This window comes from Pseudocolwellia agarivorans, assembly GCF_002000085.1.
Classification (GTDB): Bacteria; Pseudomonadota; Gammaproteobacteria; order Enterobacterales; family Alteromonadaceae; genus Pseudocolwellia; species Pseudocolwellia agarivorans.
The window spans coordinates 158,126-184,294 of the sequence record NZ_MUZU01000007.1 but is presented as its reverse complement, the minus strand read 5'-3'; the positions used below and the strand labels follow the sequence as shown (position 1 = coordinate 184,294).

The following is a 26,169-nucleotide window of genomic DNA, read 5'->3' as shown; positions in this document are numbered from 1 at the left end:
TTTGAACATAGGTAAAAAATTATAACTTTTCAAATTTGAATATCAATAATTTATTTATGTTTGTTTAGATATTTTTAATAGCTTGATAAACTAAATGTTGATTTAATATTCTAGATGTACATAAATGACTCCAACTAACTTTTCTTCGTGGATAAATAACATATCTATAAGTGCTTTTAATCGCTTTAACAGGCAGTTAGTTATTTTACAAGGAAGTGAGCAATGGGCTAATTCGTTACTTAAAAAAGTTGATTCATATCCTTTTGTTGATGAGGGACAAGTTAAACAAAGAAAGCGTTGGTATATTTACAGCGATAATGTAAAACGTCAAAGTAATATAAATAAGCAAACATATAGAAATCAATTAGGTACAGAAAGTCATTTTGTTGTTTTGTATAGCGAAGAACTCAATGTAGATGCCTTGGCTGCTTTATCTGGCACCTTGGTTGCTGGAGGTATTCTTTTTATCGTTTTACCTAACAAGATAGAGGCCTCAAGCTTTTTTAGAAATAGCTTATTTAATCAACGTTTGGTTAATAAAATTTTAAATTATTCAACCTTCGAAATTGTAAAGGAAGCTGATTCAGATAGTATAAATTTAGAAAACAGTTTTAAACAAATTTCAGTAATTCCCCAAAAGGATCCAAAAAGCTCCCTTCTAGCAATGAAATGTGTAACGGAAGAGCAATTCATTGCAGTAAAGCATATTATCCAAGTGGTAAAAGGTCATAGAAATAGGCCTTTAATACTAACAGCCGACAGAGGTAGAGGTAAGTCATCAGCTTTAGCGATAGCATGTGCTCATTTATTAGATAACACAAAGTCTGAATTAAGGATCGCTATTACGTCTACACATAGAAAATCTTTAAATGTGTTTTTTATGCAGTTAGCAAAAAGTTTAGCGCATAAAAATAAATATCCCATTGATACCAACCAATTAGAACATGAAAATGGTTGCGTACAGTTTATTGCCGTAGACGAATTAATAAAAACTAAAACTGTGTTTAATTTAGTTTTAGTGGATGAAGCTGCTTCGATACCTTTATATTTTTTAAATCAATTATTGGTTAAACATCACCGGATGGTTTTTGCTAGTACGGTTCATGGATACGAAGGTGCAGGAAGAAGTTTCTCTTTAAAATTCCAAAAGAACGTCTCGCAAAAATATCCAGAAGGTAAAGTTTTACATATCAGTCAGCCAATCAGGTGGGCAGAAAATGATCCTGTTGAAGCTTTTATTTATGAGCTTTGTTTGTTGAATGCAGAAACGCCAAGTTTACCAGCAAGCTTTTCATTATCAGAATCTTTAATGGCAAAGAATAATGAGAATTTATTTTTTGAGTTTACCCAAGTCAGTACAGAGAAGTTAATGTTAAACGAGTTACTCTTACAGCAAGTTTTTGCTGTGCTCGTTACGGCACATTACCAAACGTCACCGAACGATCTTAGATTATTACTTGATAACCAAAATATTAGGTTAGTGACTCTGTCTTCTCAAAAGCAATTAATTGGTGTCGCTTTATTATTAAAAGAAGGGACAAATGCAGATGAAGAGTTAAAAGGGTTAATTCAAACGAACCAAAGACGATTAAAAGATCAGTTTATTCCGCAATCTTTATTAACGCATTGTGGTGAAGAGAACAGCTTTAACTATTCTTATTTAAGAGTTATGCGTATTGCTATTCTACCTGAGTTGCAAGATAAGGGATTAGGTCGTTTGTTCTTATCAAATATTGAAGAGTATGCACAGCAACAAAATATCGACTTCATTGGAACAAGTTTTGGGGCGAACAAGCCACTACTTAATTTTTGGCAGAAACAAAATTATAAAATTGCTCGTATTGGTTTTACTAAAGATAAAGCCAGCGGTGAACATTCAGCGTTACTCCTAAAAGTTATTAATCAACAACACAGTGAATACCTCGATAAAATTGAAAATAGTTTTTATCAGAGTTTTGACTACTTATTAGCTGAACAATATAAAGAGTTGTTACCTGAACTTGTTTGGCAAATTATGACTTATTGCCCAATAGATTCTTTACCTAAACTAAATAACTCTGACTTGAAAACGATAGAAGACTTTTACACTAAAAAACGCCAATATAGTGTTTGTGTTTATCATCTACATAAGTGGTTACAGCATCAAATGAAAAGGTCTTTTGATCCTTCTATGGCTCCCATCATTAGTAAAATATTCCAACGGAAAGAAATTTCAAACCTAGCTGAATCTTATGGCTTTACAGGTAAAAAAGCATTTAATGATCATTTAATTCAATTTACACAACGCTATTACCAAAAGCAGATAAAATAAGATATTTTGTTTTTAGATATTCGTTTGTGGTTGGACAACAGGAATAAATATGCAGGAAGTGATTAAGGTTGAAAACTTAGTAAAACAATACGGTGATTTAAATGCTGTTGACGATGTGAGTTTTTCAATCATGAAAGGACATTGTTTTGGGCTGTTAGGTCCTAATGGCGCAGGAAAAACAACCACGATTGAAATAATGGAAGGTATTATTTCTGCCACTCAAGGCTGCGTTTTTTATAACGGAAAAGAGGTTGATCCGTCTATTTCTCAACAAATAGGTATTCAATTTCAAAATACGGCACTACAAGATTTTTTAACAGTAAAAGAAACCTTAGATTTATTTGCTGCTTTTTATGATAAAACCGTGTCTCAAGAGAAATTGATTGAGTTGTGTGACCTTAGTGAGTTTCTAAATAAAAATAACCGCTTACTTTCAGGTGGTCAAAGACAACGTTTATTACTGGCGCTGGCTTTGATTAACGATCCTGAAATAATTTTTCTCGATGAGCCGACAACAGGATTAGATCCACAAGCACGTCGTAATTTCTGGCAGTTGATTAAGAATATTAAAGCTGAAGATAAAACGATTATTTTAACTACACATTACATGGACGAAGCAGAACAATTGTGTGATGAAGTAGTGATTATGGATCACGGGAAAATTATTGAATCGGGAACACCTGATGCTTTATTAAATAAACATTTCGAGAGTATTTTTATTTATCTTCCATCTATGCATTTAACGCCTGAACTAGTTGAAAAGTTTCAAGGTGAAGTTCAAGGCGATAGGGTAGAGATCACTACGCAACATGTGGAAAAAACCTTAACACAATTGATTGAGAATAAAGTCTTGCTAGAAGGTCTACATGTAAAGTCAGCTAACTTAGATGATTTGTTTTTGAAACTAACTGGCTATTCTTTGAGGGATTAATTGATGAACTTTAAACGTTTTTTTGCAGTGGTAAAAGCTCGTAATCTTGAATTCTTTCGAGACAGATCTTCTTTAGGTTGGAACGTATTATTTCCTGTTTTAATGTTAGCAGGCTTATCTTTTGTTTTTTCAGGTGATGGGCGTGGCGTTTATAAAGTAGGAGTGATTAATTTACCAACAGCACAATCAAGTTTCATTGAAACTAAGCATATAGACTTTGTTGATTATAATGATGTAACACTAGCCACCACAAAGCTTGAACATCATGCTATAGACTTGCTAGTAGATTTTAACCTAAAAAAATATTGGGTAAATGAAGGTGCGCCTAATAGCTATTTAGTGGAAAAAATATTTAAAAGTGAACACACAAACTATCAACGTTTAACTACACAAGGAAAGCCTATTCGATATGTTGATTGGGTTTTACCTGGCATTTTGGGGATGAATATGATGTTTAGCTGCTTGTTTGGTGTTGGCTACGTCATTGTTAGGTACAGAAAAAATTCAGTGCTTAAGCGTTTGAAGGCAACACCTTTATCCGCTTTTGAGTTTGTATCAGCCCAACTGGTATCACGTTTATTTATTGTTATGTTTATGTCGAGTACTGTGTATATTGGCTGTAACATTTTCTTCGATTTTTATATGTTGGGCAGTTATTTAGACTTATTTATTATTGGCGCCTTAGGTGCTTTTAGCTTAATTACTTTAGGGCTTTTAGTAGCGAGTCGAAGTAAAAGTGAAGAATTGATTGGTGGCTTGTTAAACTTAACATCATGGCCGATGATGTTGTTATCAGGTGTTTGGTTTAGTTTAGAAGGTGCTCCAAGTGCAATTCAAACTTTTTCAAATTTCTTGCCATTAACGCATTTAGTAACGGGAGCACGTAAAATAATTACTGAAGGCGCAAGCTTAGCTGATATAAGCTTTCACTTATGGTGCTTAGTTGCTATGTGTTCACTATTTTTAGTTTTAGGCTCTGCTTTATTTAGTTGGAACACAGAACGATAAGTCATTGGTTGGGTTAGCCAAAATTACCTTTTTAGCTATACTTAAAGGTATAGATTTATTGATGAGATATGAGGTTATCTATTCAAAATTTTCTTTTAAAAAGCACTGGCTGTATATTTGTTTTTTTAGCTATTTTAGGCGCTGTTTTGCCATTGCTACCGACAACGCCATTTTTGTTGGTAGCAGCAGGGTGTTTTGCAAAGTCGTCACCTTATTTTCATAAAAAATTATTAAACAGTAAATTATTTGGTCAGTTGATCAGAGATTGGCAAGACTCACGATCCATATCACAAAAGTCTAAAATGATTTCTTTATGTTCTATGGTATTAGCTGGGGTCTGGTCGTGTTATATACTGGAAAATATTTGGTTAAAGGTGTTGGTTATGACTTTGATGGTGGGGCCGGCTATTTTCGTTTATAGACTACCTATTGCTAAACCAGCAAGCAGACAAATAGTCTAGAGTTTGTTAGTTTGCAATCTAAATACGGCGATTATGCTAAGGCTTTACCCACTAAAGCGGCTAAATGATCAGGTAAAGTTAATTTAAGTGCAATTTCATGTGCTTGGTCTGACATTTTTCGCCACGTAAGCTGTAATATTCTAATGATTTTTTCTTCGGTATGTTTTGCTGCAAACTCATCAAAATAATGCTGCAGAAATACTAAACAAGCGACATCTTCTAATGTTTGAGTATCAGGGTTTGATTTTATTTTTTCTTTACGTAATAGCTTAGCGGTAGTTTCTGCATCTTCTTCAGAGTAACCATGTTCAATCATGAGGTTTTTAGTTAATTCAGCGTGAAATTTACCTTGTTCAATTCGCCACTTTAAATAACCTGCTTTACCCGCATCAAATTCAGTTCGTTTTAGGTGCCAGCGTTTAATATGCTGCGCACGAACAGCTATTTGTAATAGTTCATTGGCTTTAGGCCAATATTGGTTAATACATGCGGTCATGTATTGACCATATAATAATTCTTTAGGTTGAGTTTTTCCGTTAAATAGCGTGGTATTGGGATCTTCTGAATTAATATCGTCAATTGCAGTAAAAACAGAATGTAGTTTAGAGTTTGTCATGGGGCTACCTAAAAAATAAAGAGTTACATTCTAGCTTTTTATATTTTATTTTCCAGTAATACTCTATTTTACTCTAATGTAGACTTTGATTTTTTATAACTTATTGATTTTTATTTGAGGTTGTGTTTTGTAAGTCTATGATTTTATTTTTTAAATGCGTTATTTTTCTAATTGTGAAACTTAAGTGGTTATTCATTTTTTTATAAGTTGATAGATAGTTATGAAGGCGTAAAAATACGTATTTAAATAAATACTCTACTTTCTCGCTTTTTTACTGATATGCACTAATATGTAAGTAATTAACTTTAAAATACAAAGAAACGCCTTAACTTTAGCGTTATGTTTTATGTTATCCAAGGATGAAATTAGGTTGAAACTCTAAGTATGAATAGTATAAACCATTATATTTTTAAAGAATGTGTTGAAGCATTTGTAGAATTAAATAATGCGGAGTTTGCTCTGGGGTTTGTGGTCAGTACGACAGTACAGCCGAACTTTGTATATTTAGATACAAAGGTTGTTATTAATTCTCTCGATTTACCCGAAAAAGATGTTATTAAATTAACCCGACATTTAGAACGGAACTTCTTTGAGCAAGCTTGTACAGAAGAAACACTATTTTTTGACAAAAACAGTAATCTACACAACTCCAATGTATTAAATAATAAAAACATCAATAATATACGCTATGTTCCTATTAAGGACGCATTGGGGATTTATGCTGTAATTTTATTAATTAATGTGAAGTTATCTAAAGTCACTCAGAAATTACCAGATATTACATCACTTGTTGCTTCTTCATTAAAGTTGTTTGAACATTCAGTTAAAGAAACTGAATTATACCCCGTTAAAGTAACCCCCCAAAAAAACATAAGTAATAATAAAAAAGCTGTAGAGTCTTTATTAAAAAACACTTTTCACCCAACGTTTATATTTAATGATGAATTCAAAGTATTGAAAGCTAACTCGGCTTCACAGAAATTATTTCATTCAAATATTGAACGTGGTTGGCCTACTATGGATAAACTACTCGAAAAATCTATACCGAGCGTTGCAACAGCTTTACTTAATACAATTAATAAATATGGCTTTCTTGGACACTTAAATAAAGAACAGTGGTGCGATGTTAATTTTGAACACAATTCTTACCAATCAGTTAAGGTTGATATTCAGTTGTTTGAAATAGAGTATTTAGGCACTCAATGTTTTGGGTTAATGCTTAATGAAAAATATGATGCGGAAATTACAGCACAAGATTATTTTTCGAGTTTACAACGATTTAATGCTTTAACCAGTGTTGTTCCTATGGCTATTTTACAACTAGATAAAAATTGGCGGTGTTCTTATGTAAATGAAACATGGGGGCGATATACAGGACAAAATATTAAAGACTCAAAAGAGCAAGGTTGGCTCTCTTGTTTACATCAATCTGACATTCAAGAAATATTACCTACTATACAAAGAGTCACCTTTTACGCCAAAAACTATACAGGAGAAATACAATTAAAAAGAATTGATCAATCTAATTTATGGGTTTCTATTAATGCCATTGGTTTATTTAATGATAAATGTGAGTTAACTGGTTTTATATTGACCCTGCATGACATTTCAGAGAGTTATCTCCATGCAGAAAAATTAGAAAAAATGGCTAATTATGATCATTTAACAGGCTTGTCTAATCGAAGCTTTTTTAATGACCGATTAGCGGTAGCATTGTCGCGTTCTAGTCGGCATGGTATTACTGCATTAATGTTTTTAGATTTAGATAAGTTTAAAAATATTAATGATACCTTAGGGCATCCTGTTGGCGACAAAGTTATTCAAGAAGTCGCTTCACGCTTGGCATCAACGGTAAGAAATGAAGATACCATTGCTCGTTTGGGAGGAGATGAGTTTGCTATTATTTTTACTGATATAAAAACAATTCATGTGCTTGCTTCAATCGCTCAAAAAATTGTGAATGCTGTGCACTTACCCTTTACAGTAGAAGAGCATCCTATAGCTATGTCTTGTAGTATTGGCATTGCAATGACCGATGAAGATAAGATGCTTCATACTCCAACCGACATGTTAAATAAGGCGGATTTAGCCTTATATAAAGCGAAAGAATTAGGGCGAAATCAATTTTATTTTTATGATAGCCAACTTGAACATAATATCACCATGTTAAACAGGCTTCGTGAAAGTTTAAATAACCCATCAAAAAATGAATTTACCATTGTATTTCAACCGCAAGTAAACATTCATTCAAATCAAATATCAGGATTTGAAGTACTTTCACGATGGAACAACGATATTTTAGGCCATGTAGGACCTGATACGTTTATTAAACTTGTTGAAGATAACAACTTAATCTATGAATTCTCATTATGGTTATTTAATGAGGCTATCAAAACCGTGAGTCAATGGGTTAAAGTAGGGCTTATTAAGCAACCTCAAAGGGTCGCGATAAACCTATCTGCTAAGCAGTTACATTTTCACGATTTTTCTGATCAAGTTATTGATCTATTTGCCAGTAAAGATATGTCACCAACGTGGTTTACTCTAGAGGTTACTGAAACGGCTTTTATTGAAGATCCTACCATTGCTGGCAAAAATTTGAAAAAACTTCAAAAAGCTGGCTTTTTAATTGCGCTAGATGATTTTGGTACAGGATACTCATCTTTAAATTTATTAAGAAGAATGCCATTAGATTACATAAAAATAGATCGTAGCTTTATTAAAGATGTTTTATCTGATGATGATACCGCTAAAATTGTTAAAGCTATTATAGGGTTATGTGAAATGTTGAATTTAGGTGTTATTGCTGAAGGCGTTGAAAACGCACAAACAAAAGATTGGTTGATTGCCAACGATTGTTACACCCATCAAGGGTATTATTTTAATAGACCATTAACGAAAACAGATACTCAATCGTTACTTCTTAATGCTGCAGCACTCGCTACTATAGCAAGTTAATAATTTAGCTATAAGTGATAAATAAAATTTAAGTGGACCTTTAATGGACAAGTCATCACAAACGTTGAACAGCTCGTATCATGCAACTGTTGAAACCGAAGAAACAACTCAAAAAAGAAATGATGTTTTGAAAGACGAACTTAACAAAGAGCTTGAGTGTTTAAAACGAGTAATAGAAAAGTTGGAAACAACGAATAGCGAATTACAATTAGTAAATAAAGAGCTGTATACCGTAAATAATGAATACCAAGAAAAAATCACTCAATTAAGTGAGGCCAATACAGATCTTGATAATGTGATCAACTCTATTGATATCGGTATCGTTTTTTTAGATGAGCAATTAGCCATCCGAAAATATACATTACAATCTACTCATTATTTTAATTTAAGACCAAGCGATATTGGTCATTCTATACAAGATATTACACACCAATTAGATTACAGTGAGTTTTTCATCCAAATTGCTATTGTGCGTAGTAAAAACATTATTATTGAAAGAGATATACTGACTAAATCAGGACAAGCTGTTTTATTAAAAATAATGCCTCACACCCTTAATGAGCATACACTCGAAGCAAAACAAGGTGTGTTAATTACGATTACAAATATTTCTCGTTTGAAATTTGTTGAAAATGCATTAACTCAAGCACAAGAGCAATTTAAAAGTTTGTTGATTAGTCGTTCAGAGCGTTTACATCATCGTATCGAAAAAAACCAAAACATAACGGTACTAGTTATTGACGATGATATTATTGATCGCAAAATAATTAAGCGCTATTTAAAAGACGTTAATGAGCGAGAATATCAAATAATTGAATCTTCAGGGATTGATGAAGCGATTGCTATATTACAACAAAAGAAGATAGATGTTTGTTTATTAGATTATCAACTGAGCGGTAATACAGCGGAGGATTTTTCTCGAGCATTAAAATCTAAAAAAATTGATGTGCCGGTAATTTTGTTATCTGGTCAAGAAGAATCCACAATGGATAATGAATTTTTAATGAATGAAATTAACGACTCTATTAAAAAAAATGACTTGTCTAAACCATTATTAATAAGGTGTATCGATTATATATTGGAAAGAAAAGAAATCAGAAATATTGTTCAGCAATTTGAAGTGTAAGTATAATATTAACCGTTTGAGCTATTAACAGAATGAATAAATTATTAATTAGAGCTTTGTTTTTTTCTATTATTATTGGTTGTATGGGAGTTTTTAGTACTTATTACTTATCAATACAAGTGGGCGAGCAATTAAAAAAACAAAGCTACCTTAAACTTAAAAATATTGCTAAACAGGTTTCAATTCGTTTTCAAGATGCTATTGATATGTCTGTTAATGATTTACAAGCGTTACAGGCATTTTATAGTTCAAACCTACAAAACCTTTCTCAAGATAATTTTGATCGTTATATGGACATAGTTAATATTGAAAAGCGTCATTATATTCAGGCTCTAAGCTGGGTTCCTTATATTGTTGCAGAAGATAGAAAGATTTTTGAAGCTAATATTAAAATTAAACACCCTAATTTTAATATTACTGAACGAACAGAAACAGGTAAATTAATTGTTAGTAACAACAAATCTTACTATACCCCCGTTACCTTTATTAGTCCTTATGATATTAACAAAGCTGCTCAAGGGTTTGATTTAAGCAGTAATAGTATTCGTCGAGCTTCTTTACAAAAAGCTAAAAATACAGGACAAATAACAGCTACGTCTAAAATAAACCTTGTACAAGAAAACGAAGACTCATATGGTTTTTTAATGATAGCCCCAGTTTACCGAACTAACGTATCTGCGACTACAGAGGCTGAACGCTCTAATTTCCTTATTGGTTATGCAACAGGCGTATTTCGCATTAATAACTTAATGGAAAATGTTAGAGAAAAAGCAGATAAAGAAGGTTTAATTTTAACATTAGTCGATGTAGAAAGTGATAATGGAGGGCTTTTATATGGCAACGGGAATGAAAGTACAGCTTTTAGTTTTGATTTAACAATTCCTGATCGCCGTTGGAAGTTGGATGTATCCCTTAATGAAGGTTTGTTGCGTGATATTGAATCTCCTCGTATTGCTTATTGGGTACTCATTTCTGGCATTATGATAAGTGTGTTGTTAGCTTTATGTATATACGGTTTACAAGTTGTTATTTATCGTTCTCAACATATTAAAAAGTTGGGTAAACAGTTAAAAGACCAAAATAATCAATTAGAAGAAACAGTAGAAGAAAGAACAAAGTTACTTGAGCAGAAAAACGTACTGCTTAACGAGCATGTAGAAGAATTAACTCAGCAGCGTAAAAGACTTTCAGCATTAATGATTGAATCTAAGGTGGCGAAAAATGATGCAGAAGAACGAGCAAAAGATTTAGCGCGATCAAATAAAGAGCTCGATGAATTTGCTTATATAGCCTCTCATGATTTAAAAGCACCTTTACGTGGTATTGATCAACTGGCAAATTGGATAGCTGAAGATGTTGAAGAAGGAAATTTAAATGAAGTACCTGAAAATATCAGGTTAATGCGTTCACGAGTTCAGCGCTTAGATTCGTTGTTGAGTGATTTGTTGGATTATTCTCGTGCTAATCGACAAGAATACAAGCTAACCCAGATTCATTGTAATGAGTTAATTGAAGAGTTATTTAGCCTTATTGCCCCACCTAAGGGCTTTCAATTACATGTTAAAGGTAATCTCCCTGACTTTTTAACAGTTAGCGCTCCATTTGAACAAGTGCTCCGTAATTTACTAAATAATGCCATTAAACATCATGACAAAAATAACGGTAATATTACCGTGAGCTGTCATGAAGAGGGGGTCTATTATAAATTCTTCATTGAAGATGATGGTCCCGGAATTAGCCATAATAATCACATTAATATTTTTAAAATGTTTAAAACACTGAAGCCTCGTGATGAAGTTGAGGGAAGTGGAATGGGGCTTGCCATCATTAAAAAAATTGTAAAGTACTATGGTGGTTATGTATCTGTAGAGTCAGAAATAGGAAAGGGAAGTATATTCTGTTTTACGTGGCCTAAAAATATAACAGAATGTAAAAGTGATGTAACTTTGCAGGAGTTAGTCAGTGAGGTTTAACTATCTCTTTTTAAAATGGCATAAATTTCTTCAATAAACTTTTTATTGTAGTCTTTTTCTAAAAACGCTTCGGGATCATAAGTTTTCGCTTCATTTACTAAGCTTACTGTTACTAGACCACTTAAAAACACAATGGGAAAAGAAGAGTCTGCATTACGGATATGAAGGGCAATATCCCCACCTGTACCATCAGGTAAATTCCAGTCAATTAACGCCAGAGAATATTTTTCTAAATTAAACATTTGTTTGGCTTCATCAACAGTGTCGGCTATATGCAGTACTATTTTGGGTTGTAGATTATATCTGTTGAGGTATAAAGACATTAACTCTACTTCATCCTTGTCATCTTCTACATAAAAAACATTTACGATATCAGTCATTATTAAGCTCTTTTGGAAAATATAAAGTAAAACTTTTTATTCTTTCCTGGGGGATTTTAATATAACCTAAATTCAGGTTAATTAAACCTAACTAGGGTTTGAGAATAACCATTTTCTTTCTAATTCATCACTGGGCATTGCTTTGTCAAAAAAGTAACCTTGTAATTCACTAATTTCAAGTTGTTTACAAAGTTCATATTGATACTCTGTTTCAACGCCTTCTGCAATAATATGTAGGCCAATAGTATTCACCATTTTTGTGATGCCTTTTACAATGGATAAATGTCTTGTTTCTCTGTCTGATGTCGGTAAGAGTGATTTATCTATTTTAACGGTGTTAATTGGGAAATTGACTAAATGAGATAGTGAAGAAAATCCCGTTCCGAAATCATCTAAAGCTAATTTACAACCCAATTCGCAAAGCTCGTTTATTTGCATGCGATTACTTTCATCTTGAACAAGTAAGGCTGTTTCTGTTAGCTCTAATATTAATGATTTAGAAGGCACATTATAGGCTTTTAATGTTTTTTTTATGGTTGAAGTAAGGTTCTTACTTTCTAATTGGATTGCCGAAATATTAATAGCCATTGTGAATTCATCATCAAACTTTGTTTGCCAAAGCGAAAGTTGTTTTATTCCTGTTTCTAATACCCATTCACCTATTTCTTCTATTATACGAGATTGTTCTGCAACCGGAATAAATTCATCTGGGTAACATATAAAAGGGCTGTTCGGCCATCTGATAAGTGCTTCAACCCCTATCATTTTTTTATTTAGGGTACTGATAACTGGCTGATAATGTAATTCAAAATCATTGTTTTTTATTGATTCTTTTAATTGGGTTTCAATTTGAAAGTTGCGTGAAAACTGCTGCTGCATTAATGGTTCAAAATAACAAAGCTGGTTACGTCCTTCTTTTTTAGCTCTATACATTGCAATATCAGCATATTTCTTTAATGTTTCTGCTGAGTCAGCATCATTGGGATATAATGCTATACCAATACTAACACCACATTGCAGTTGATTTTCATTAATAACGATAGTTTTGCCAAGGGCTTTTATTATACGTCTAGCAACGGTTGTCGCATCATTATCATTTTTTAATCCGGTTAACAATATAGCGAACTCATCACCTCCTAAACGAGCAAATAATTCGTTTCCACGTAAACATTGGTTGGTACGTTTGGCGACTTCTTTCAGAAACATATCCCCCATTTCGTGACCATAGGTGTCATTAATGTTTTTAAAATGATCAAGATCTAAAAAGAGTAATGCGATAATATCATTAGATCGTTTATTGTTATTGATTGAAACTTTAAGTGCATCTTCAAAGTGGTATCTATTTGAAAGCCCAGTTAGGGAGTCTTTTTCAGCTAATTCTCTAACTTGACAGAAACTATCGTGAAGCTTTTTTTCCATCTCAAAGCGTTTTTTAGCTTGTAAAAGAGAGCGTTTTAATTTTGACGATGTGATTTCTTTTTTGGTAATAAAATCTTGAGCGCCTGCATGTAAACACGATAGGGCTAATTCTTCATCTTCAGATGAACTCATCATTATAATGGCAGTTTCACCTAAGTTTGGTCTGCTTCTTATTTCTATCACCATTTCTATGCCATCTATTTCGGGCATCATATAATCAAGCAATAAGACATCAAACTCACCGGTTTCAGCAAGTTTTAGGCCTTCTATAGCCGAAGAAACTTCACATAAGTTACGAACATTCGCATCATTAGTGAGTGCTCTTTTAATTAGCTTTCGATCAACTTCATCGTCATCGACTAAAAGTATATTCACATGAATTCCTTATGTTAAATACGGCCAGCTTGTAACAAAACTAACACTTTCAATTGTCTATAGCCTATTCTATTTGAAATTCAAATTTTTACTATATCTTTGTGCCTGCATAAACACTTCATAATTATAGCGTTAATTTAAAATATTGCTTTGGCCTTTTCTATTAAGATAATTTTAATGTAAAAATCCAATATACCCCTATCTAATATATTGTCGTTTAAGGGTAAGTTAAGTATAATGCTTTCCCGTCCTGTTAGATTGAATTGTTTCACTAAACAGTTTGTCAATTTAACACAAAATTCTGCTTATCCTGACTTTGGTATCACATGACAACTAGATATATTTTTGTAACAGGCGGCGTTGTATCGTCTCTTGGAAAAGGCATTGCTGCTGCATCTTTAGCGGCAATACTTGAAGCCCGTGGCCTTAATGTCACTATGCTTAAACTTGATCCTTATATTAATGTTGACCCAGGTACAATGAGTCCAATTCAACATGGTGAAGTATTTGTGACAGAAGACGGTGCTGAAACCGATCTTGATTTAGGTCACTATGAGCGTTTTATTCGTACCAAAATGAATAAACGTAATAACTTTACAACAGGTCGTATTTACCAAGATATTCTTGCCCGTGAACGTAAAGGTGAATTCTTAGGTGCAACCATTCAAGTTATTCCACATATAACTAACGACATTAAGCGTCGCGTTATTGAGGGGGCTGAAGGTTATGATATTGCTATGGTCGAAATTGGCGGCACAGTGGGTGATATTGAATCACAACCCTTCTTAGAAGCTATCCGCCAGTTAGGTGTTGAGTTAGGCCGTGAACGTGCGATGTTCATGCATTTAACACTTGTGCCATATATAGCAGCAGCAGGCGAAATTAAAACTAAACCAACACAGCATTCTGTTAAAGAATTACGCTCAATTGGTATTTTTCCTGATATTTTAGTTTGCCGCAGTGAACAAGCTATTCCGGCTAATGAACGTGCAAAAATCTCGCTATTTACTAATGTAGAAGAAAAAGCCGTTGTATCAATGCGTGATGTTGACAGTATTTATAAAGTACCTGCGTTATTAAAAGCACAAGGCACAGATGAATTAGTGGTTAAACGTTTTGGATTAGATGTACCTGAAGCAGATTTAAGCGAATGGGAACAAGTACTTTATCAAGAAGCAAATCCTAAAGGTGAAGTTACTATAGGTATGGTAGGTAAATACATTGAATTACCTGACGCATACAAATCAGTAAATGAAGCACTTAAACATGCGGGTTTAAAAAACCAAGTTACTGTAAAGATACAATACGTTGATTCTCAAAATGTAGAGAGTAAAGGCGTTTCAGTTCTTGAAGGATTAGATGCTATCCTTGTTCCTGGTGGGTTTGGTGAACGTGGTGTTGAAGGTAAAATCTTAGCCGCACAATACGCACGTGAAAATAAAGTGCCTTATTTAGGGATTTGTTTAGGTATGCAAGTTGCCTTAATTGATTATGCTCGTAATGTTGCGGGTTTAACCGATGCACATAGTACAGAATTTAATCCAGAAACATCAGCTCCAGTTGTGGGGTTAATCAATGAATGGTTAGACGAAGAAGGGCAAGTTGAATATCGCCACGAAGATTCAGATTTAGGCGGTACCATGCGTTTAGGCTCTCAGTTATGTCATTTGCTTCCTAATACGAAAGTACATGAAGTTTATGGTAGTAATACTATTTATGAAAGACATCGTCATCGTTATGAAGTGAATAATAACTATAGAGATCAGTTAAGCAAAGCAGGTTTAATCTTTTCTGGTTTATCTACTGACAAGTCGTTAGTTGAAGTTATTGAAATACCAGATCACCCATGGTTTGTTGCTTGTCAATTTCACCCTGAGTTCAACTCAACTCCTCGTGATGGACATGCGTTATTTGAAAGTTTTGTTGCTGCTTCTTTTGAGCATCAAAAAAATAAACAATCATAATATTAAAACCGTAGCCTAGCTGCGGTTTTCTTATTTAAAATTGTTATTTAGGGTATTTAAAATAATTGAATGTTCTAAAAAAGAATATTCATTTATATATAATTAGTATAAATGTTGTCGTAAATAGTATTTATAAGCTCGCTGTATATAAATACCGAGCGGCTTTTTAATAAAATAGGATAAAAAATGTCGAATATTAGTAAGATTATTGCTCGTGAAATCATGGACTCTCGTGGTAACCCAACTGTTGAAGCTGATGTTTATTTAGAATCAGGTGCTTGGGGCCGCGCTGCTGCTCCTTCTGGTGCTTCTACGGGATCACGCGAAGCTTTAGAGTTACGTGATGGTGATAAAGCTCGTTACTTAGGTAAAGGTGTTTTAAAAGCAGTTGCTGCAGTAAATGACAGTATTGCTCCTGCTTTATTAGGTCAAAGCGCTTTAGAACAAGCAAAGGTTGATCAAATTATGATCGACTTGGACGGTACTGAAAACAAAGAAAAATTTGGCGCTAACGCTATTCTTGCTGTTTCTTTAGCTGTAGCTAAAGCGGCTGCTAATGCTAAAAATGTTCAATTGTTTGAACACATTGCTGACTTAAACGGTACTCCAGGTGTTTACTCTTTACCTTTACCTATGATGAACATCATTAATGGTGGTGAGCATGCTGATAACAACGTTGATATTCAAGAATTTATGATCCAACCTGTTGGCGCTGACAGTTTTAAAGAAGCGTTACGTATGGGGGCTGAAATTTTCCATGCGCTTAAGAAAGTATTATCAGCTAAAGGCTTAAATACAGCCGTTGGTGATGAAGGTGGTTTTGCACCTGACTTAGCCTCTAATGCTGATGCATTAGCAGTAATCAAAGAAGCAGTTGCTGCTGCAGGTTACGTTTTAGGTAAAGATGTTACTTTGGCTATGGATTGTGCAGCTTCTGAGTTCTACGATGCAGACAAAGGTATTTACGATCTTAAGGGTGAAGGCAAGCAGTTTACAGCTAACGAATTTTCTGATTTCTTAGCAACGCTTTGTGAAGAATACCCAATTGTTTCAATTGAAGACGGCTTAGATGAGTCAGATTGGGATGGTTTTGCTTACCAAACTAAATTACTTGGTGATAAAGTTCAAATCGTTGGTGATGATTTATTTGTTACAAACACTAAGATTTTAGCTCGTGGTATTGAGCAAGGTATTGGTAACTCTATTTTAATTAAATTTAACCAAATTGGTTCTTTAACTGAAACATTAGCCGCTATTAAAATGGCGAAAGATGCTGGTTTTACTGCTGTTATTTCTCATCGTTCAGGTGAAACTGAAGATGCAACTATCGCTGATTTAGCGGTTGGTACTGCTGCAGGTCAAATTAAGACGGGTTCTTTATGTCGTTCTGATCGTGTTTCTAAGTACAACCAATTATTACGTATTGAAGAGTTTTTAGGTGATAAAGCTATCTTTAACGGTTTATCTGAAGTTAAAGGTCAGTAATTAATAACGCTTTCGTTATTCATTAAGCAAACCTTAAAAAATTTAAAACCCGATATTACAAAGTAATGTCGGGTTTTTTATATGTGCTTTTTATGAAAAATTACGAATGATTTAAGCAAGCTTTCGTTTAAATAACTCAACAGCCATTAAGTAAACTTGTATGGCCAAAGCAGCATCATAACGCTCACCTTCGTCACGCATAAACGCATGTTGTGCGTTAAACTCATGCCAAGTAAATGTGTTTTTACTGTTTAATAAATGTTGATGAATTTTCATTCGCCCTTCATCTGGTACATGAGGATCTTGTTTACCAAAAATCATTAATAGTTCAGCTTTAATATCAGGTGTTCTTGTTAATGAGTCGTTACCTTCATCGCAAGGTAATGTGTTTGAATGAATGTCGGTAGGATATAAACACGCCGCCGCTAGAATATTGTTATTTAAAGCTGCTCTGTAAGCTAAATGGCCACCAATACAAACGCCCATTGTCCCTATTTTACCAGAGTAATTATCAAGTGTTTGAGCGAAGTCGACTAATGCTTGAGTGTCTGAGTCGTGATGCTCTAAAGGTTTGGCCCACTTATCTTCATTGCCTTTGTCTTTACCTGCATCATCGTATCCTAATACAGTACCAATAGGGTTTAGTTCATGAAAAACCTCAGGCACTAATACAATAAAACCATGGCTTGCCATAATAGCTGCGCTACGTGCTATAGGGGCTGTTTGTTGAAATATTTCTGAATAGAAAATAACACAAGGATAGTTACCTTGTTTTTCAGGTTGATAAATATAAGTGCGCATATCACCTGTTGGGGTAGCAATATCGTGCTGGCTATGGGTAATGATCATGGTGTTTATAAATCCTTAATATTTATGAAATATGGTCTAGGGTAGAGCAACGGCCATTTTTAGTTGAATCAACTTTAAGCGGATGTTTTAAATCTTTCCATGCAGTGACTTTTCCGCCTTTATTTAAGAAGGGAAAGCTCAAGTCTGTGGAGTCATCGTTAATATTTTGTTTATTTAAAAACTTTAATAGCTTTTGGTAATTGCCTGGTTTAGATATATCAATAAATAATACAGGGTGCCTTTGCTGTTCAAAATATTCGGTAACCGCGGCTTTATGTTTGTTGTAGCAAGCTAATAAGAAATCATCATTATTAATGTTATCTAAGGTAAAAGGGGAAAATATTTCAGTATAACAACGCTTAATTATAGGATTAAAACCGCCGTCATCTCGTACTACATTATGATACATGCGCAATAATAGTTGCTTTATTGAAGGGATCCACTTTTGGGCATTACGCGTTAAATAAATAAATTGGCTGTTAGGGTAGTGTTGATGTAAAGCTTTATAGTCATTAAAAACAGGGGTGTCTGCTATCGCATTGGCTTTGTCGAACGTTGTTTGCGTATAAGCCGTGTGAGCTACGCAATAGTTAAGAGTGAGTAAAGTAGAACAAATGCTCGTTGTGCCTGTTCTGGGTAATCCTACAACAAATATCTTTGAAAGTTTATTCATAATGTCTTTGTTAAAGGCGGCCTATAGTTACGAGAGTTAATGATAATACATTTTAGGGGAAAGTGATGACGAACACTATCTCAAATCTTTAAATGTAAGGTTAAAACAAGTCACGCTTTGTTAATGTCCCTCTTCTGTAAAAAAAATGTCACTGAACTGTCATGTAACAAATATGCAATATTCATGAAACCAAGTTGTCATATTCGGCCTTTAAAATGTGCCCAATTATAGCGGTATATTGAATAGGCGTTTACTAAAAACGTTTAATACTATTGAATTTCAACAAAAGGTTTTAATATGAAATTGTCTACTTTGGCTAAAGCAAGTTTGCTTTTAAGTGCAAGTGCACTAAGCCTACCTACACTTGTAAATGCCTCTCCAGCTGATGATGAACCATTATCACAAGTGGTAGATGCTGGCAAAAAAATCAACCAGTCTGCAAACAAATCACAACGTCGTGTAGATAATATTAGCGAACAAATTCAAACCAAACTTCAACAATTTAAAACCGTGAATAAAGAAGTTGATGGTTTACGTGTTTACAACCAACAAATGAATACTCAAATTGATAACCAGCTAAAAGAGTTAAGTCAGTTAGCGGTTTCAATGGAGCAAGTGAGCATTATTGAACGTCAAATCTCACCACTTATGGCACGTATGATAGATACGTTAGAAGCCTTTGTTGGTTTAGATGTTCAGTTTTTACCTACTGAGCGTAGCGAACGAATTGCTGGTTTGAAGAAGATGATGGAACGCGCAGACGTTTCAGTATCTGAAAAATTTCGTCGTGTATTAGAAGCTTACCAAGTGGAAGTTGAATACGGACGCACTATTGAAGCTTACAACGGTTTATTAACAATTGATGGCAGCGAACGTGACGTAGATTTTTTACGTATTGGTCGAGTTAGCTTAGTGTACCAAACACGTGATGGTCAAAAACTAGGTTTGTGGAATAACGAGACTAAGTCTTGGGACGAGCTTCCAGCAGAATACCGTTCAAACATTAATAAGGGTTTACGTATCGCACGTAAACAACTTGCCCCAGATTTAATCATTGTGCCAGTAGCGCAAAACTCAGCCGAATAAGTACGGTAATAGGAATTATAAAAATGAAAAAATTAAGCCAATTTTTTTCACTGGTTGTATTAGCTCTATCAGTTACAAGTATAGCAACAAGCGTAAGTGCTCAAGACGCTTCATCATTAGATGAATTATTAAAGCAACTTGAACAAGGTAAAATTGCTCAAACTAAACAAAATACAGCGCGTGAAGCAGAGTTTAATGCGAAAAAATCAGAGCAAGAAAACTTACTTAAGCAAGCTAAAAATATACGCGATAATGAAGTAAAGTTAAGTGCTGAGTTAGAAGCAACATTTCAAGATAACGAAATTGAATTAGCAAATAAATCTGATGCACTAACAAAGCGCATGGGGGAGTTAAAAGAGTTGTTTGGTGTGCTTCAACAGGTTGCTGGTGATACAAGAAGTAAATTTCAAACCTCTGTAATTTCAGCTCAAATAGCAGACCGTGGCGTGTTTTTAGATGATTTTGCTCAAAGCATGGGATCTTCTTCAAAATTAGCGTCAATCGAAGAAATTGAACGCCTGTGGTTTGAACTACAACGTGAAATGACGCAAAGCGGTAAAGTACATAAATTTAGTCGTGAAGTGGTTACAGCAAACGGCGAAAAATTAAAAACAGATGTTGTGCGAGTAGGCGGTTTTAACTTAATTTCTGATGGAAAATACTTAGAATATGTAGACGAAACAGGTAGTGTTGTTGAATTAATGAGACAACCTTCAGATCGCTATTTAGCAAGCGCAGCAGAATTAACATCTAATACATCAGGCGTTGTACCTTTTGCTTTAGACCCAACGGGTGGTTCAATTTTAGGTTTACTTGTACAAGCTCCAAACCTTCAAGAGCGCGTAGACCAAGGTGGTTCAGTGGGTTATGTGATTTTAGCGATAGGCCTAATTGGTTTACTTATTGGTGTAGAGCGTTTTATCTCATTAACCATTATTGGTGGTAAAGTTAACAGCCAACTTAAAAACACTACAGCGTCTAAAAACAACCCACTTGGTCGCGTTATGTTAGTTAAAGACGAAAATAAGAGTTCAGATGCTGAAACGTTAGAACTTAAGCTTTCTGAACGTATACTGCAAGAAGTTCCGGTACTTACTACGCGTTTAACCTTTATAAAAATTATTTCAGTAGTCGCACCACTTATCGGCTTACTAGGTACGGTTGTTGGTATGATTAATACTTTCCAAGCGATTACATTATTCGGTACAGGCGACCCTAAATTAATGGCTGGCGGTATTTCACAAGCACTTGTTACTACAGTACTAGGTCTAGTGGTTGCTATTCCAATGGTATTTATTTCTACCATATTAAATACACGTAGCCGTGGCATCATCAATATTTTACAACATCAAAGTGCAGGTATTCTTGCTGAGCGTTTTGAAGCTGAAAAAACGGAAAAAGGAGCGTAAACCATGATTTTATTCATCGAAATGATGAATAGCATTCGTGAGTTTCTTGATACGGGTGGGCAAGTGCTCACCGTTATCGCTTTTGTTATTTGTTTGATGTGGCTCTTAATCTTTGAACGTATGTATTTCTTTTTACGTAGTTATAAATACGTAAAAGCCGACATAGTTCAACGTTGGGAAAAAAGAACAGATAAAAGCTCATGGAGTGCTGAACAAATTAAAATCGCTAATGTTTCAAGAGTGACTGAAATGCTAAAGCAAAATGTCGCGCTTATTCAAAGTTTAGTGGTTTTATGTCCGTTACTGGGTTTATTAGGAACAGTAACTGGCATGATTGAAGTCTTTGATGTTATGGCTATTTCGGGTAGTGGTAATGCACGCTCTATGGCGTCAGGCGTTTCAAGAGCAACTATTCCAACAATGGCTGGTATGGTGGGTTCATTATCCGGTGTTTTTGTTGTTACTTGGTTACAACGCAAGATTAAACGCAGAACTCAACAGCTTGAAGATAGCTTGCCATTAGTTCATTAATCTAAAATTTAAAACCTATTTGGCTAGATTAAATCGAGTCGTAGGAAATAATGAATACTCCTTGTTAATGATCACAAGGAGATTTACATAAAAGTTTACAGTAAGGTACAAAAGATGCGTTCTCAATTATCACAAGTATTGCAAGAGCAAGAAGAAGCAGAAGAAATTAACATGACGCCTATGCTAGATGTTGTTTTTATTCTATTAATTTTCTTCATTGTAACCGCTTCATTTGTAAAAGAAGCTGGCATTGAAGTTAATCGACCTGAAGCAGCAACCGCCGTTAAAAAAGAACGTGCCAATATATTAGTTGCCATCAGTGACAAAGGTGAGATTTGGATCAACAAACGTCGCGTTGATGTTCGTGCGGTACAAGCCAACATAGAGCGTTTAAAAGCTGAAAATCCACAAGGTACAGTGGTTATTCAAGCCGATAAAAAAGCAACAACTGACGTATTAATAAAAGTAATGGATTCAGCGCGTGCAGCTGGTGTTTACGATGTTTCAATTGCGGCGCAAGAGGCCTAACCATGATAAATAAAAGTGGCCGTTATTTATTTGGCTTATCTTTCGCTGTTGTTGTTACCTTTGCTTTATTGTGGGGAATGCAGGCGCTTATTTCTGGCGGCAACAATGCATTAACCGAAGCACCAAGAGGTAACGTACTTGATTTTATCCGTTTAAAGAAAGAGCAAGATGTAACTAAGAAAGAACGTAAACCACAAAAGCCGGCTAAACCTAAAACGCCTCCACCACCAATGGAGCAACCACAAATGCAACAAGCTAACCCTAATGCTGATGCGGTAAGTACAAGCTTTGCAGCTAATGTACAAGCTGATACAGCTTTAGGTGGTGGGTTAAGTTTAGATACTGGTGATGGTGATTATTTACCTATTGTTAAAGTGGCGCCTATTTACCCACGCAGAGCACAGTCAAGAGGCATTGAAGGTTACGTAATTGTAGAGTTTGTTGTAACTAAAAATGGCTCAGTGCGAGATGCTAAAGTGGTTGAATCAAAACCAGAAAGCATTTTTGACCAAGCAGCAATGGACGCAGCACTTAAATTTAAATACAAGCCGCGCGTTGTTGACGGTGTCGCTATGGAAGTCGCTGGCGTACAAAATAAAATATCGTTCCAAATAGACGGTTAGGAGACATTATGATTAAAAAATTATCATTATCTTTAATTTCAGCAGCAGTACTTTTTAGTACGGCGAGTTTCATACCCAATGAACTTGGTGGAGCGGTAGCGCAGGCAGAAGAAAAAGCGCAAAGTACAGAAACAGTTAAAGTCCCCGCCATGCGTAATCGTGTTTATTCGCAATTAGCTCGTGCACAAAAGCTGGCTGATGAAGGTAACAAGAAAGAAGGGCTAGAAGTTCTTGACGAAGTAAAAGATCGCATTAGTAGTTTAAATAGCTACGAGCAAGCCATGTTATGGAACTTTTATGGTTTTATGTATTACGGTAGTGACAACTTACCTTTAGCTATTGAAAGCTTTGAAAAAGTTATCGCTGAAGAAGCTATTCCTCTTACTTTACGTACTTCAACTTTATATTCTTTAGCGCAATTATCTATGCAGCAACAAGATTATAATCAATCGTTAAAGTATTTAGGTCAGTGGAAAAAGATTAACGCTAAACCATTAACCAGCACACAACAAGTATTATTTGCGCAAATATATTACCAAAATAAAGATTACAAAAACTCACTGAAATATGTAAACGAAGCCGTTGAACTTTCTCTTTCTAAAGACGAAGTGCCCAAAGAAAACTGGTTTATTTTACAACGTGCAAATTACTATGAACTTAAGCAACCTGAAAATGTTGTAAAGGTGATAGAAGATTTAGTGCGTTTTCACGATAAACCTAAATATTGGATACAGCTAAGTGGTATGTACGGTGAAATAGGTGAAGAAGAAAAACAACTTGCGGTTATGGAAAGTGCATATCAAGCCGGTTACGTTACTTCATCGCAAGATATTATTACCTTAGTACAATTATATCGTTTTCATGGCGTACCATATAAAGCGGCTAAACTACTTTCTACCGCTATAGATAAAGGCCAAGTAGCGGCAGAAGAAAAATATTTAGATATGTTAGCTCAATCTTATATTTCTGCTAAAAATGACGAAAAAGCAATTCCTGTATTAGTTAAAGCTTCTGAAATTGCAGAAACTGGTAAGTTTGACGCGTTTTTAGCGCAATCGTACTTGAATTTAGAAAAGTGGGATCTGGCAATAGCGTCAGCTAAAAAAGCCATTAAACGTGGTGGGGTCGATCGTTTAGGTAATATGCATTTAGTGATTGGTATGTCTAACTTTAACTTAAAGAAGTTTGATGCATCTTTAACGGCATTTGCTGATGCTCAAAAGTTAAAAGAGTCTGCAAAAACAGCGGAACAATGGTATCAATACGTCAAACGTGAGCAAAGTGCACAAATGCAATTAGCGATGTTAAATGAGTAAAAATAAATATTACTCATATCAATTTAAATAACATATTGAACAACTCGGTATAGCACCTAAATCTAAACAGAAAAAAGGCTAAAGAAGATATTCTTCTTTAGCCTTTTTTTGTGTCTTTTACTCGTTCTTTAATCAATAAGGTAAATTATTTATTTAATGCTTCACCTAATTGAGGACGCATGTCTTGTAAAATTTCTTTTGCTAATCTTGGGCTAGCAGCAACAATGTTGCCCGACGATGTGTGATTATGGCCGCCCGCAAAGTCTGTTACTAATCCACCGGCTTCAATCACTAATAATTCACCAGCAGCTGAATTCCATGGTTTTAAACCAATTTCGAAAAAACCATCAATACGGCCAGCGGCCACATAAGCTAAATCAAGTGCTGGAGAGCCAGCACGACGTATGTCAGCTGTTTTCGTAAATAATGATTTGAAGATATTTAAGTAAGCGTCTGTGTGTTGCTTACATTTAAATGGGAAACCAGTCGCTAATATAGTACCGCCCAGTTCTTTATGTGCTTTAACTCTAATTTTGAAGTTGTTTAACTGCGCACCTTTACCACGGCTTGCTGTAAATAACTCTCCACGGATAGGATCGTATATTACTGCTTGGTCTAACTTACCTTTTACTTTTAATGCGATAGAAACTGCAAAGTGAGGAATGCCTTTTATAAAATTAGCTGTGCCATCAAGTGGGTCAATGATCCATTGGTAATCGTCGTCTTTACCTTTTGATATTCCGCTTTCTTCACCAATAATTGTGTGATCTGGGTAAGACTTACGAATTGTTTCAATAATGGCTTCTTCAGCACTTAAATCAACGTTAGTCACAAAATCATTTGTGCCTTTAGATTGAACTTCAATTTTATCAACTTGTTCAAAAGCGCGAACAATTACTTTTCCAGCCACACGAGAAGCACGTATAGCGATATTAAGCATAGGATGCATAACAACTACCTTATTTTATAAACAGCATTTTAAAAGAACGAGAAACTTGAACGCAGAGCGAAAATCAAGCGGCGCGAAGTATAGCAAAATAAATACTAGATGGCGACCAAAATTCACTAGAGCAAAATTAATATTAAGTAATACAGGGTTGATTATAATTTAACGACATAAATCAGATTGATTTACGCTAATCAACGGAGCTAAACAAGATGATTTTTTCTCAGTACAAGCGTAAGGTTCTGTGATAAAATTATTTTATAGTTTTAGACGTCTAGATAGATAATTTATATTCAGATTTTCACTATCTACCTTTAGTGAAGTTAAAAAGAATAAATCACGGTCTTTAATTTTATATAAATTACCCAAAATTTTGAGAGTAAAAAAATAATGTTAGATCCTTCTTTAGGAAGTTTGTTAGATAACGTACGTATTGTTTTAGTAAACACGTCAGATTGCCGTAATATTGGTTCTGCCGCCCGAGCAATGAAAACAATGGGGTTAAGTCAACTAGTTTTAGTTGATCCCATTGAAATGCCAAATGGTCAAGCTCAAGCTTTATCAGCTGGTGCATCCGATGTTTTAGCCAATGCTAAAGTGGTTAGTACGTTAGAAGAAGCTATTACCGACTGTGGTTTAGTTGTTGGTACAAGTGCTCGTTCAAGAACTTTACCTTGGCCAATGTTAGAGCCAAGAAGTTGTGGTGAAAAGCTTATTGAAGAAGCACATAACTTTCCTGTGGCTCTTGTATTTGGTCGTGAAAGTAGTGGTTTAACAAACGATGAACTACAGCTGTGTCACTTTCATGTACAAATACCTGCTAACCCAGAATATAGTTCATTGAACTTAGCTATGGCGGTTCAAACACTAAGTTACGAAGTTCGTATGAGCTATTTAGCGCTTGAAAATCAAAAGCATAATAATACTGAAGTTACAGCAACAAATGTTGAAGAAGATGAAGAGTATCCTGTAGTAGAAGAAACTGAACGTTTATACCAACACTTTGAAGATGCTTTAAAAGCAACGGGGTTTATTGTACCAAGTCACCCTGGTTTAGTGATGACAAAATTAAGACGCTTATTAAATAGAGCAAGACCCGATAACAAAGAAGTTAAAATGTTACGTGGCATGTTAGCGTCAGTAGAACGCGCAGCAAAAAATAAAGCCTAATTGATAAAAAAGCATTAAGAGTAAAGGATAA

The 26,169-nt window shown here is 34.7% G+C and carries 22 protein-coding genes; 16 read left to right on the top strand and 6 right to left on the bottom strand.

Translation table 11 applies throughout. From position 1 onward, the window contains the following. The first annotated feature begins 124 nt into the window (after positions 1-124). The 4 genes from B0X80_RS12595 to B0X80_RS12580 all read left to right on the top strand — a co-directional run bounded on the left by B0X80_RS12595 (position 125) and on the right by B0X80_RS12580 (position 4,711). Positions 125-2,311, top strand: coding sequence for a tRNA(Met) cytidine acetyltransferase TmcA domain-containing protein (locus B0X80_RS12595; protein WP_077340777.1), 2,187 nt, complete (start codon positions 125-127; stop codon positions 2,309-2,311). A gap of 49 nt (positions 2,312-2,360) precedes the next feature. Beyond that, a complete protein-coding gene (locus B0X80_RS12590; protein WP_175623936.1) occupies positions 2,361-3,242 on the top strand; it encodes an ABC transporter ATP-binding protein in 882 nt (293 codons plus the stop codon). A gap of 3 nt (positions 3,243-3,245) precedes the next feature. Continuing rightward, a complete protein-coding gene (locus B0X80_RS12585) occupies positions 3,246-4,250 on the top strand; it encodes an ABC transporter permease (protein ID WP_077340775.1) in 1,005 nt (334 codons plus the stop codon). 68 nt (positions 4,251-4,318) lie between these two features. Beyond that, positions 4,319-4,711: a YbaN family protein gene (locus B0X80_RS12580; protein ID WP_077340773.1), complete on the top strand. Its 393-nt coding sequence runs from the start codon at positions 4,319-4,321 to the stop codon at positions 4,709-4,711. A gap of 31 nt (positions 4,712-4,742) precedes the next feature. Here B0X80_RS12580 and B0X80_RS12575 read toward each other — a convergent pair whose 3' ends face one another. Further along, complete coding sequence (locus B0X80_RS12575) at positions 4,743-5,327, bottom strand: DUF4202 domain-containing protein (RefSeq protein ID WP_077340771.1); 585 nt, start codon at positions 5,325-5,327, stop codon at positions 4,743-4,745. Between the two features lie 384 nt (positions 5,328-5,711). On the opposite strand from B0X80_RS12575, the gene B0X80_RS12570 reads away from it, so the two are divergent. The 3 genes from B0X80_RS12570 to B0X80_RS12560 are packed head-to-tail and all read left to right on the top strand — an operon-like array spanning position 5,712 to position 11,384. Further along, positions 5,712-8,285 carry an EAL domain-containing protein gene (locus B0X80_RS12570; RefSeq protein WP_077340769.1) on the top strand — a complete coding sequence of 858 codons (2,574 nt, stop codon included), beginning with the start codon at positions 5,712-5,714 and terminating at the stop codon, positions 8,283-8,285. 43 nt (positions 8,286-8,328) lie between these two features. Next, positions 8,329-9,411 (top strand): PAS domain-containing protein, encoded by a 1,083-nt coding sequence (locus B0X80_RS12565; RefSeq protein ID WP_077340767.1) that lies wholly within the window; start codon positions 8,329-8,331, stop codon positions 9,409-9,411. A gap of 32 nt (positions 9,412-9,443) precedes the next feature. Continuing rightward, positions 9,444-11,384, top strand: a complete 1,941-nt coding sequence (locus tag B0X80_RS12560) for a CHASE domain-containing protein (protein WP_077340765.1) — start codon at positions 9,444-9,446, stop codon at positions 11,382-11,384. Here B0X80_RS12560 and B0X80_RS12555 read toward each other — a convergent pair. Then, positions 11,381-11,764, bottom strand: a complete 384-nt coding sequence (locus B0X80_RS12555; protein WP_077340764.1) for a response regulator — start codon at positions 11,762-11,764, stop codon at positions 11,381-11,383. The genes B0X80_RS12560 and B0X80_RS12555 overlap by 4 nt on opposite strands. An 87-nt stretch (positions 11,765-11,851) precedes the next feature. After that, positions 11,852-13,558, bottom strand: a complete 1,707-nt coding sequence (locus B0X80_RS12550; protein ID WP_077340762.1) for a two-component system response regulator — start codon at positions 13,556-13,558, stop codon at positions 11,852-11,854. A gap of 326 nt (positions 13,559-13,884) precedes the next feature. On the opposite strand from B0X80_RS12550, the gene B0X80_RS12545 reads away from it, so the two are divergent. Further along, a complete protein-coding gene (locus B0X80_RS12545; protein WP_077340760.1) occupies positions 13,885-15,522 on the top strand; it encodes a CTP synthase in 1,638 nt (545 codons plus the stop codon). A gap of 186 nt (positions 15,523-15,708) precedes the next feature. Continuing rightward, positions 15,709-17,007 carry a phosphopyruvate hydratase gene (eno, locus tag B0X80_RS12540; protein ID WP_077340758.1) on the top strand — a complete coding sequence of 433 codons (1,299 nt, stop codon included), beginning with the start codon at positions 15,709-15,711 and terminating at the stop codon, positions 17,005-17,007. Positions 17,008-17,118: 111 nt separating this feature from the next. Here eno and B0X80_RS12535 read toward each other — a convergent pair whose 3' ends face one another. Then, positions 17,119-17,856 (bottom strand): dienelactone hydrolase family protein, encoded by a 738-nt coding sequence (locus B0X80_RS12535; protein WP_077340756.1) that lies wholly within the window; start codon positions 17,854-17,856, stop codon positions 17,119-17,121. Positions 17,857-17,878: 22 nt separating this feature from the next. Next, positions 17,879-18,529, bottom strand: a complete 651-nt coding sequence (locus B0X80_RS12530) for a sulfotransferase family protein (RefSeq protein WP_077340754.1) — start codon at positions 18,527-18,529, stop codon at positions 17,879-17,881. Between the two features lie 297 nt (positions 18,530-18,826). Between B0X80_RS12530 and B0X80_RS12525 the strand changes: the two genes are divergently transcribed. The 6 genes from B0X80_RS12525 to B0X80_RS12500 all read left to right on the top strand — a co-directional run bounded on the left by B0X80_RS12525 (position 18,827) and on the right by B0X80_RS12500 (position 24,022). Next, positions 18,827-19,615 (top strand): DUF3450 domain-containing protein, encoded by a 789-nt coding sequence (locus tag B0X80_RS12525; RefSeq protein WP_076419309.1) that lies wholly within the window; start codon positions 18,827-18,829, stop codon positions 19,613-19,615. 23 nt (positions 19,616-19,638) lie between these two features. Then, a complete protein-coding gene (locus B0X80_RS12520) occupies positions 19,639-21,024 on the top strand; it encodes a MotA/TolQ/ExbB proton channel family protein (protein ID WP_077340752.1) in 1,386 nt (461 codons plus the stop codon). Between the two features lie 3 nt (positions 21,025-21,027). Further along, entirely contained in the window at positions 21,028-21,555 is a 528-nt protein-coding gene (locus B0X80_RS12515) for a MotA/TolQ/ExbB proton channel family protein (protein WP_077340750.1), read from the top strand. Between the two features lie 114 nt (positions 21,556-21,669). Continuing rightward, positions 21,670-22,083, top strand: a complete 414-nt coding sequence (locus B0X80_RS12510; protein ID WP_076419312.1) for an ExbD/TolR family protein — start codon at positions 21,670-21,672, stop codon at positions 22,081-22,083. Between the two features lie 2 nt (positions 22,084-22,085). Continuing rightward, a complete protein-coding gene (locus tag B0X80_RS12505; RefSeq protein ID WP_077340748.1) occupies positions 22,086-22,706 on the top strand; it encodes an energy transducer TonB in 621 nt (206 codons plus the stop codon). A gap of 8 nt (positions 22,707-22,714) precedes the next feature. Continuing rightward, the gene (locus B0X80_RS12500; RefSeq protein ID WP_089024875.1) at positions 22,715-24,022 is read left to right on the top strand and encodes a tetratricopeptide repeat protein; all 1,308 of its coding nucleotides are present in this window, start codon (positions 22,715-22,717) and stop codon (positions 24,020-24,022) included. A gap of 145 nt (positions 24,023-24,167) precedes the next feature. On the opposite strand, the gene suhB is transcribed toward B0X80_RS12500, so the two are convergent. Beyond that, entirely contained in the window at positions 24,168-24,971 is an 804-nt protein-coding gene (suhB, locus tag B0X80_RS12495; RefSeq protein ID WP_077340745.1) for an inositol-1-monophosphatase, read from the bottom strand. A 411-nt stretch (positions 24,972-25,382) separates the two neighbouring features. Here suhB and trmJ point away from each other — a divergent pair, with 411 nt between their 5' ends. Further along, positions 25,383-26,138, top strand: a complete 756-nt coding sequence (gene trmJ / locus B0X80_RS12490; protein WP_077340857.1) for a tRNA (cytosine(32)/uridine(32)-2'-O)-methyltransferase TrmJ — start codon at positions 25,383-25,385, stop codon at positions 26,136-26,138. Positions 26,139-26,169 lie beyond the last annotated feature (31 nt).

Bases quoted from the DNA above. Each gene is read 5' to 3' on its own strand.
- B0X80_RS12560 (WP_077340765.1), top strand. From the start codon at position 9,444: ATGAATAAATTATTAATTAGAGCTTTGTTTTTTTCTATTATTATTGGT.
- eno (WP_077340758.1), top strand. From the start codon at position 15,709: ATGTCGAATATTAGTAAGATTATTGCTCGTGAAATCATGGACTCTCGT.
- B0X80_RS12580 (WP_077340773.1), top strand. From the start codon at position 4,319: ATGAGGTTATCTATTCAAAATTTTCTTTTAAAAAGCACTGGCTGTATA.
- B0X80_RS12525 (WP_076419309.1), top strand. From the start codon at position 18,827: ATGAAATTGTCTACTTTGGCTAAAGCAAGTTTGCTTTTAAGTGCAAGT.
- B0X80_RS12565 (WP_077340767.1), top strand. From the start codon at position 8,329: ATGGACAAGTCATCACAAACGTTGAACAGCTCGTATCATGCAACTGTT.
- B0X80_RS12510 (WP_076419312.1), top strand. From the start codon at position 21,670: ATGCGTTCTCAATTATCACAAGTATTGCAAGAGCAAGAAGAAGCAGAA.
- B0X80_RS12505 (WP_077340748.1), top strand. From the start codon at position 22,086: ATGATAAATAAAAGTGGCCGTTATTTATTTGGCTTATCTTTCGCTGTT.
- B0X80_RS12535 (WP_077340756.1), bottom strand. From the start codon at position 17,856: ATGATCATTACCCATAGCCAGCACGATATTGCTACCCCAACAGGTGAT.
- B0X80_RS12570 (WP_077340769.1), top strand. From the start codon at position 5,712: ATGAATAGTATAAACCATTATATTTTTAAAGAATGTGTTGAAGCATTT.
- B0X80_RS12500 (WP_089024875.1), top strand. From the start codon at position 22,715: ATGATTAAAAAATTATCATTATCTTTAATTTCAGCAGCAGTACTTTTT.
- B0X80_RS12585 (WP_077340775.1), top strand. From the start codon at position 3,246: ATGAACTTTAAACGTTTTTTTGCAGTGGTAAAAGCTCGTAATCTTGAA.
- suhB (WP_077340745.1), bottom strand. From the start codon at position 24,971: ATGCATCCTATGCTTAATATCGCTATACGTGCTTCTCGTGTGGCTGGA.
- B0X80_RS12555 (WP_077340764.1), bottom strand. From the start codon at position 11,764: ATGACTGATATCGTAAATGTTTTTTATGTAGAAGATGACAAGGATGAA.
- B0X80_RS12590 (WP_175623936.1), top strand. From the start codon at position 2,361: ATGCAGGAAGTGATTAAGGTTGAAAACTTAGTAAAACAATACGGTGAT.
- B0X80_RS12575 (WP_077340771.1), bottom strand. From the start codon at position 5,327: ATGACAAACTCTAAACTACATTCTGTTTTTACTGCAATTGACGATATT.
- B0X80_RS12530 (WP_077340754.1), bottom strand. From the start codon at position 18,529: ATGAATAAACTTTCAAAGATATTTGTTGTAGGATTACCCAGAACAGGC.
- B0X80_RS12595 (WP_077340777.1), top strand. From the start codon at position 125: ATGACTCCAACTAACTTTTCTTCGTGGATAAATAACATATCTATAAGT.
- B0X80_RS12545 (WP_077340760.1), top strand. From the start codon at position 13,885: ATGACAACTAGATATATTTTTGTAACAGGCGGCGTTGTATCGTCTCTT.
- B0X80_RS12520 (WP_077340752.1), top strand. From the start codon at position 19,639: ATGAAAAAATTAAGCCAATTTTTTTCACTGGTTGTATTAGCTCTATCA.
- B0X80_RS12515 (WP_077340750.1), top strand. From the start codon at position 21,028: ATGATTTTATTCATCGAAATGATGAATAGCATTCGTGAGTTTCTTGAT.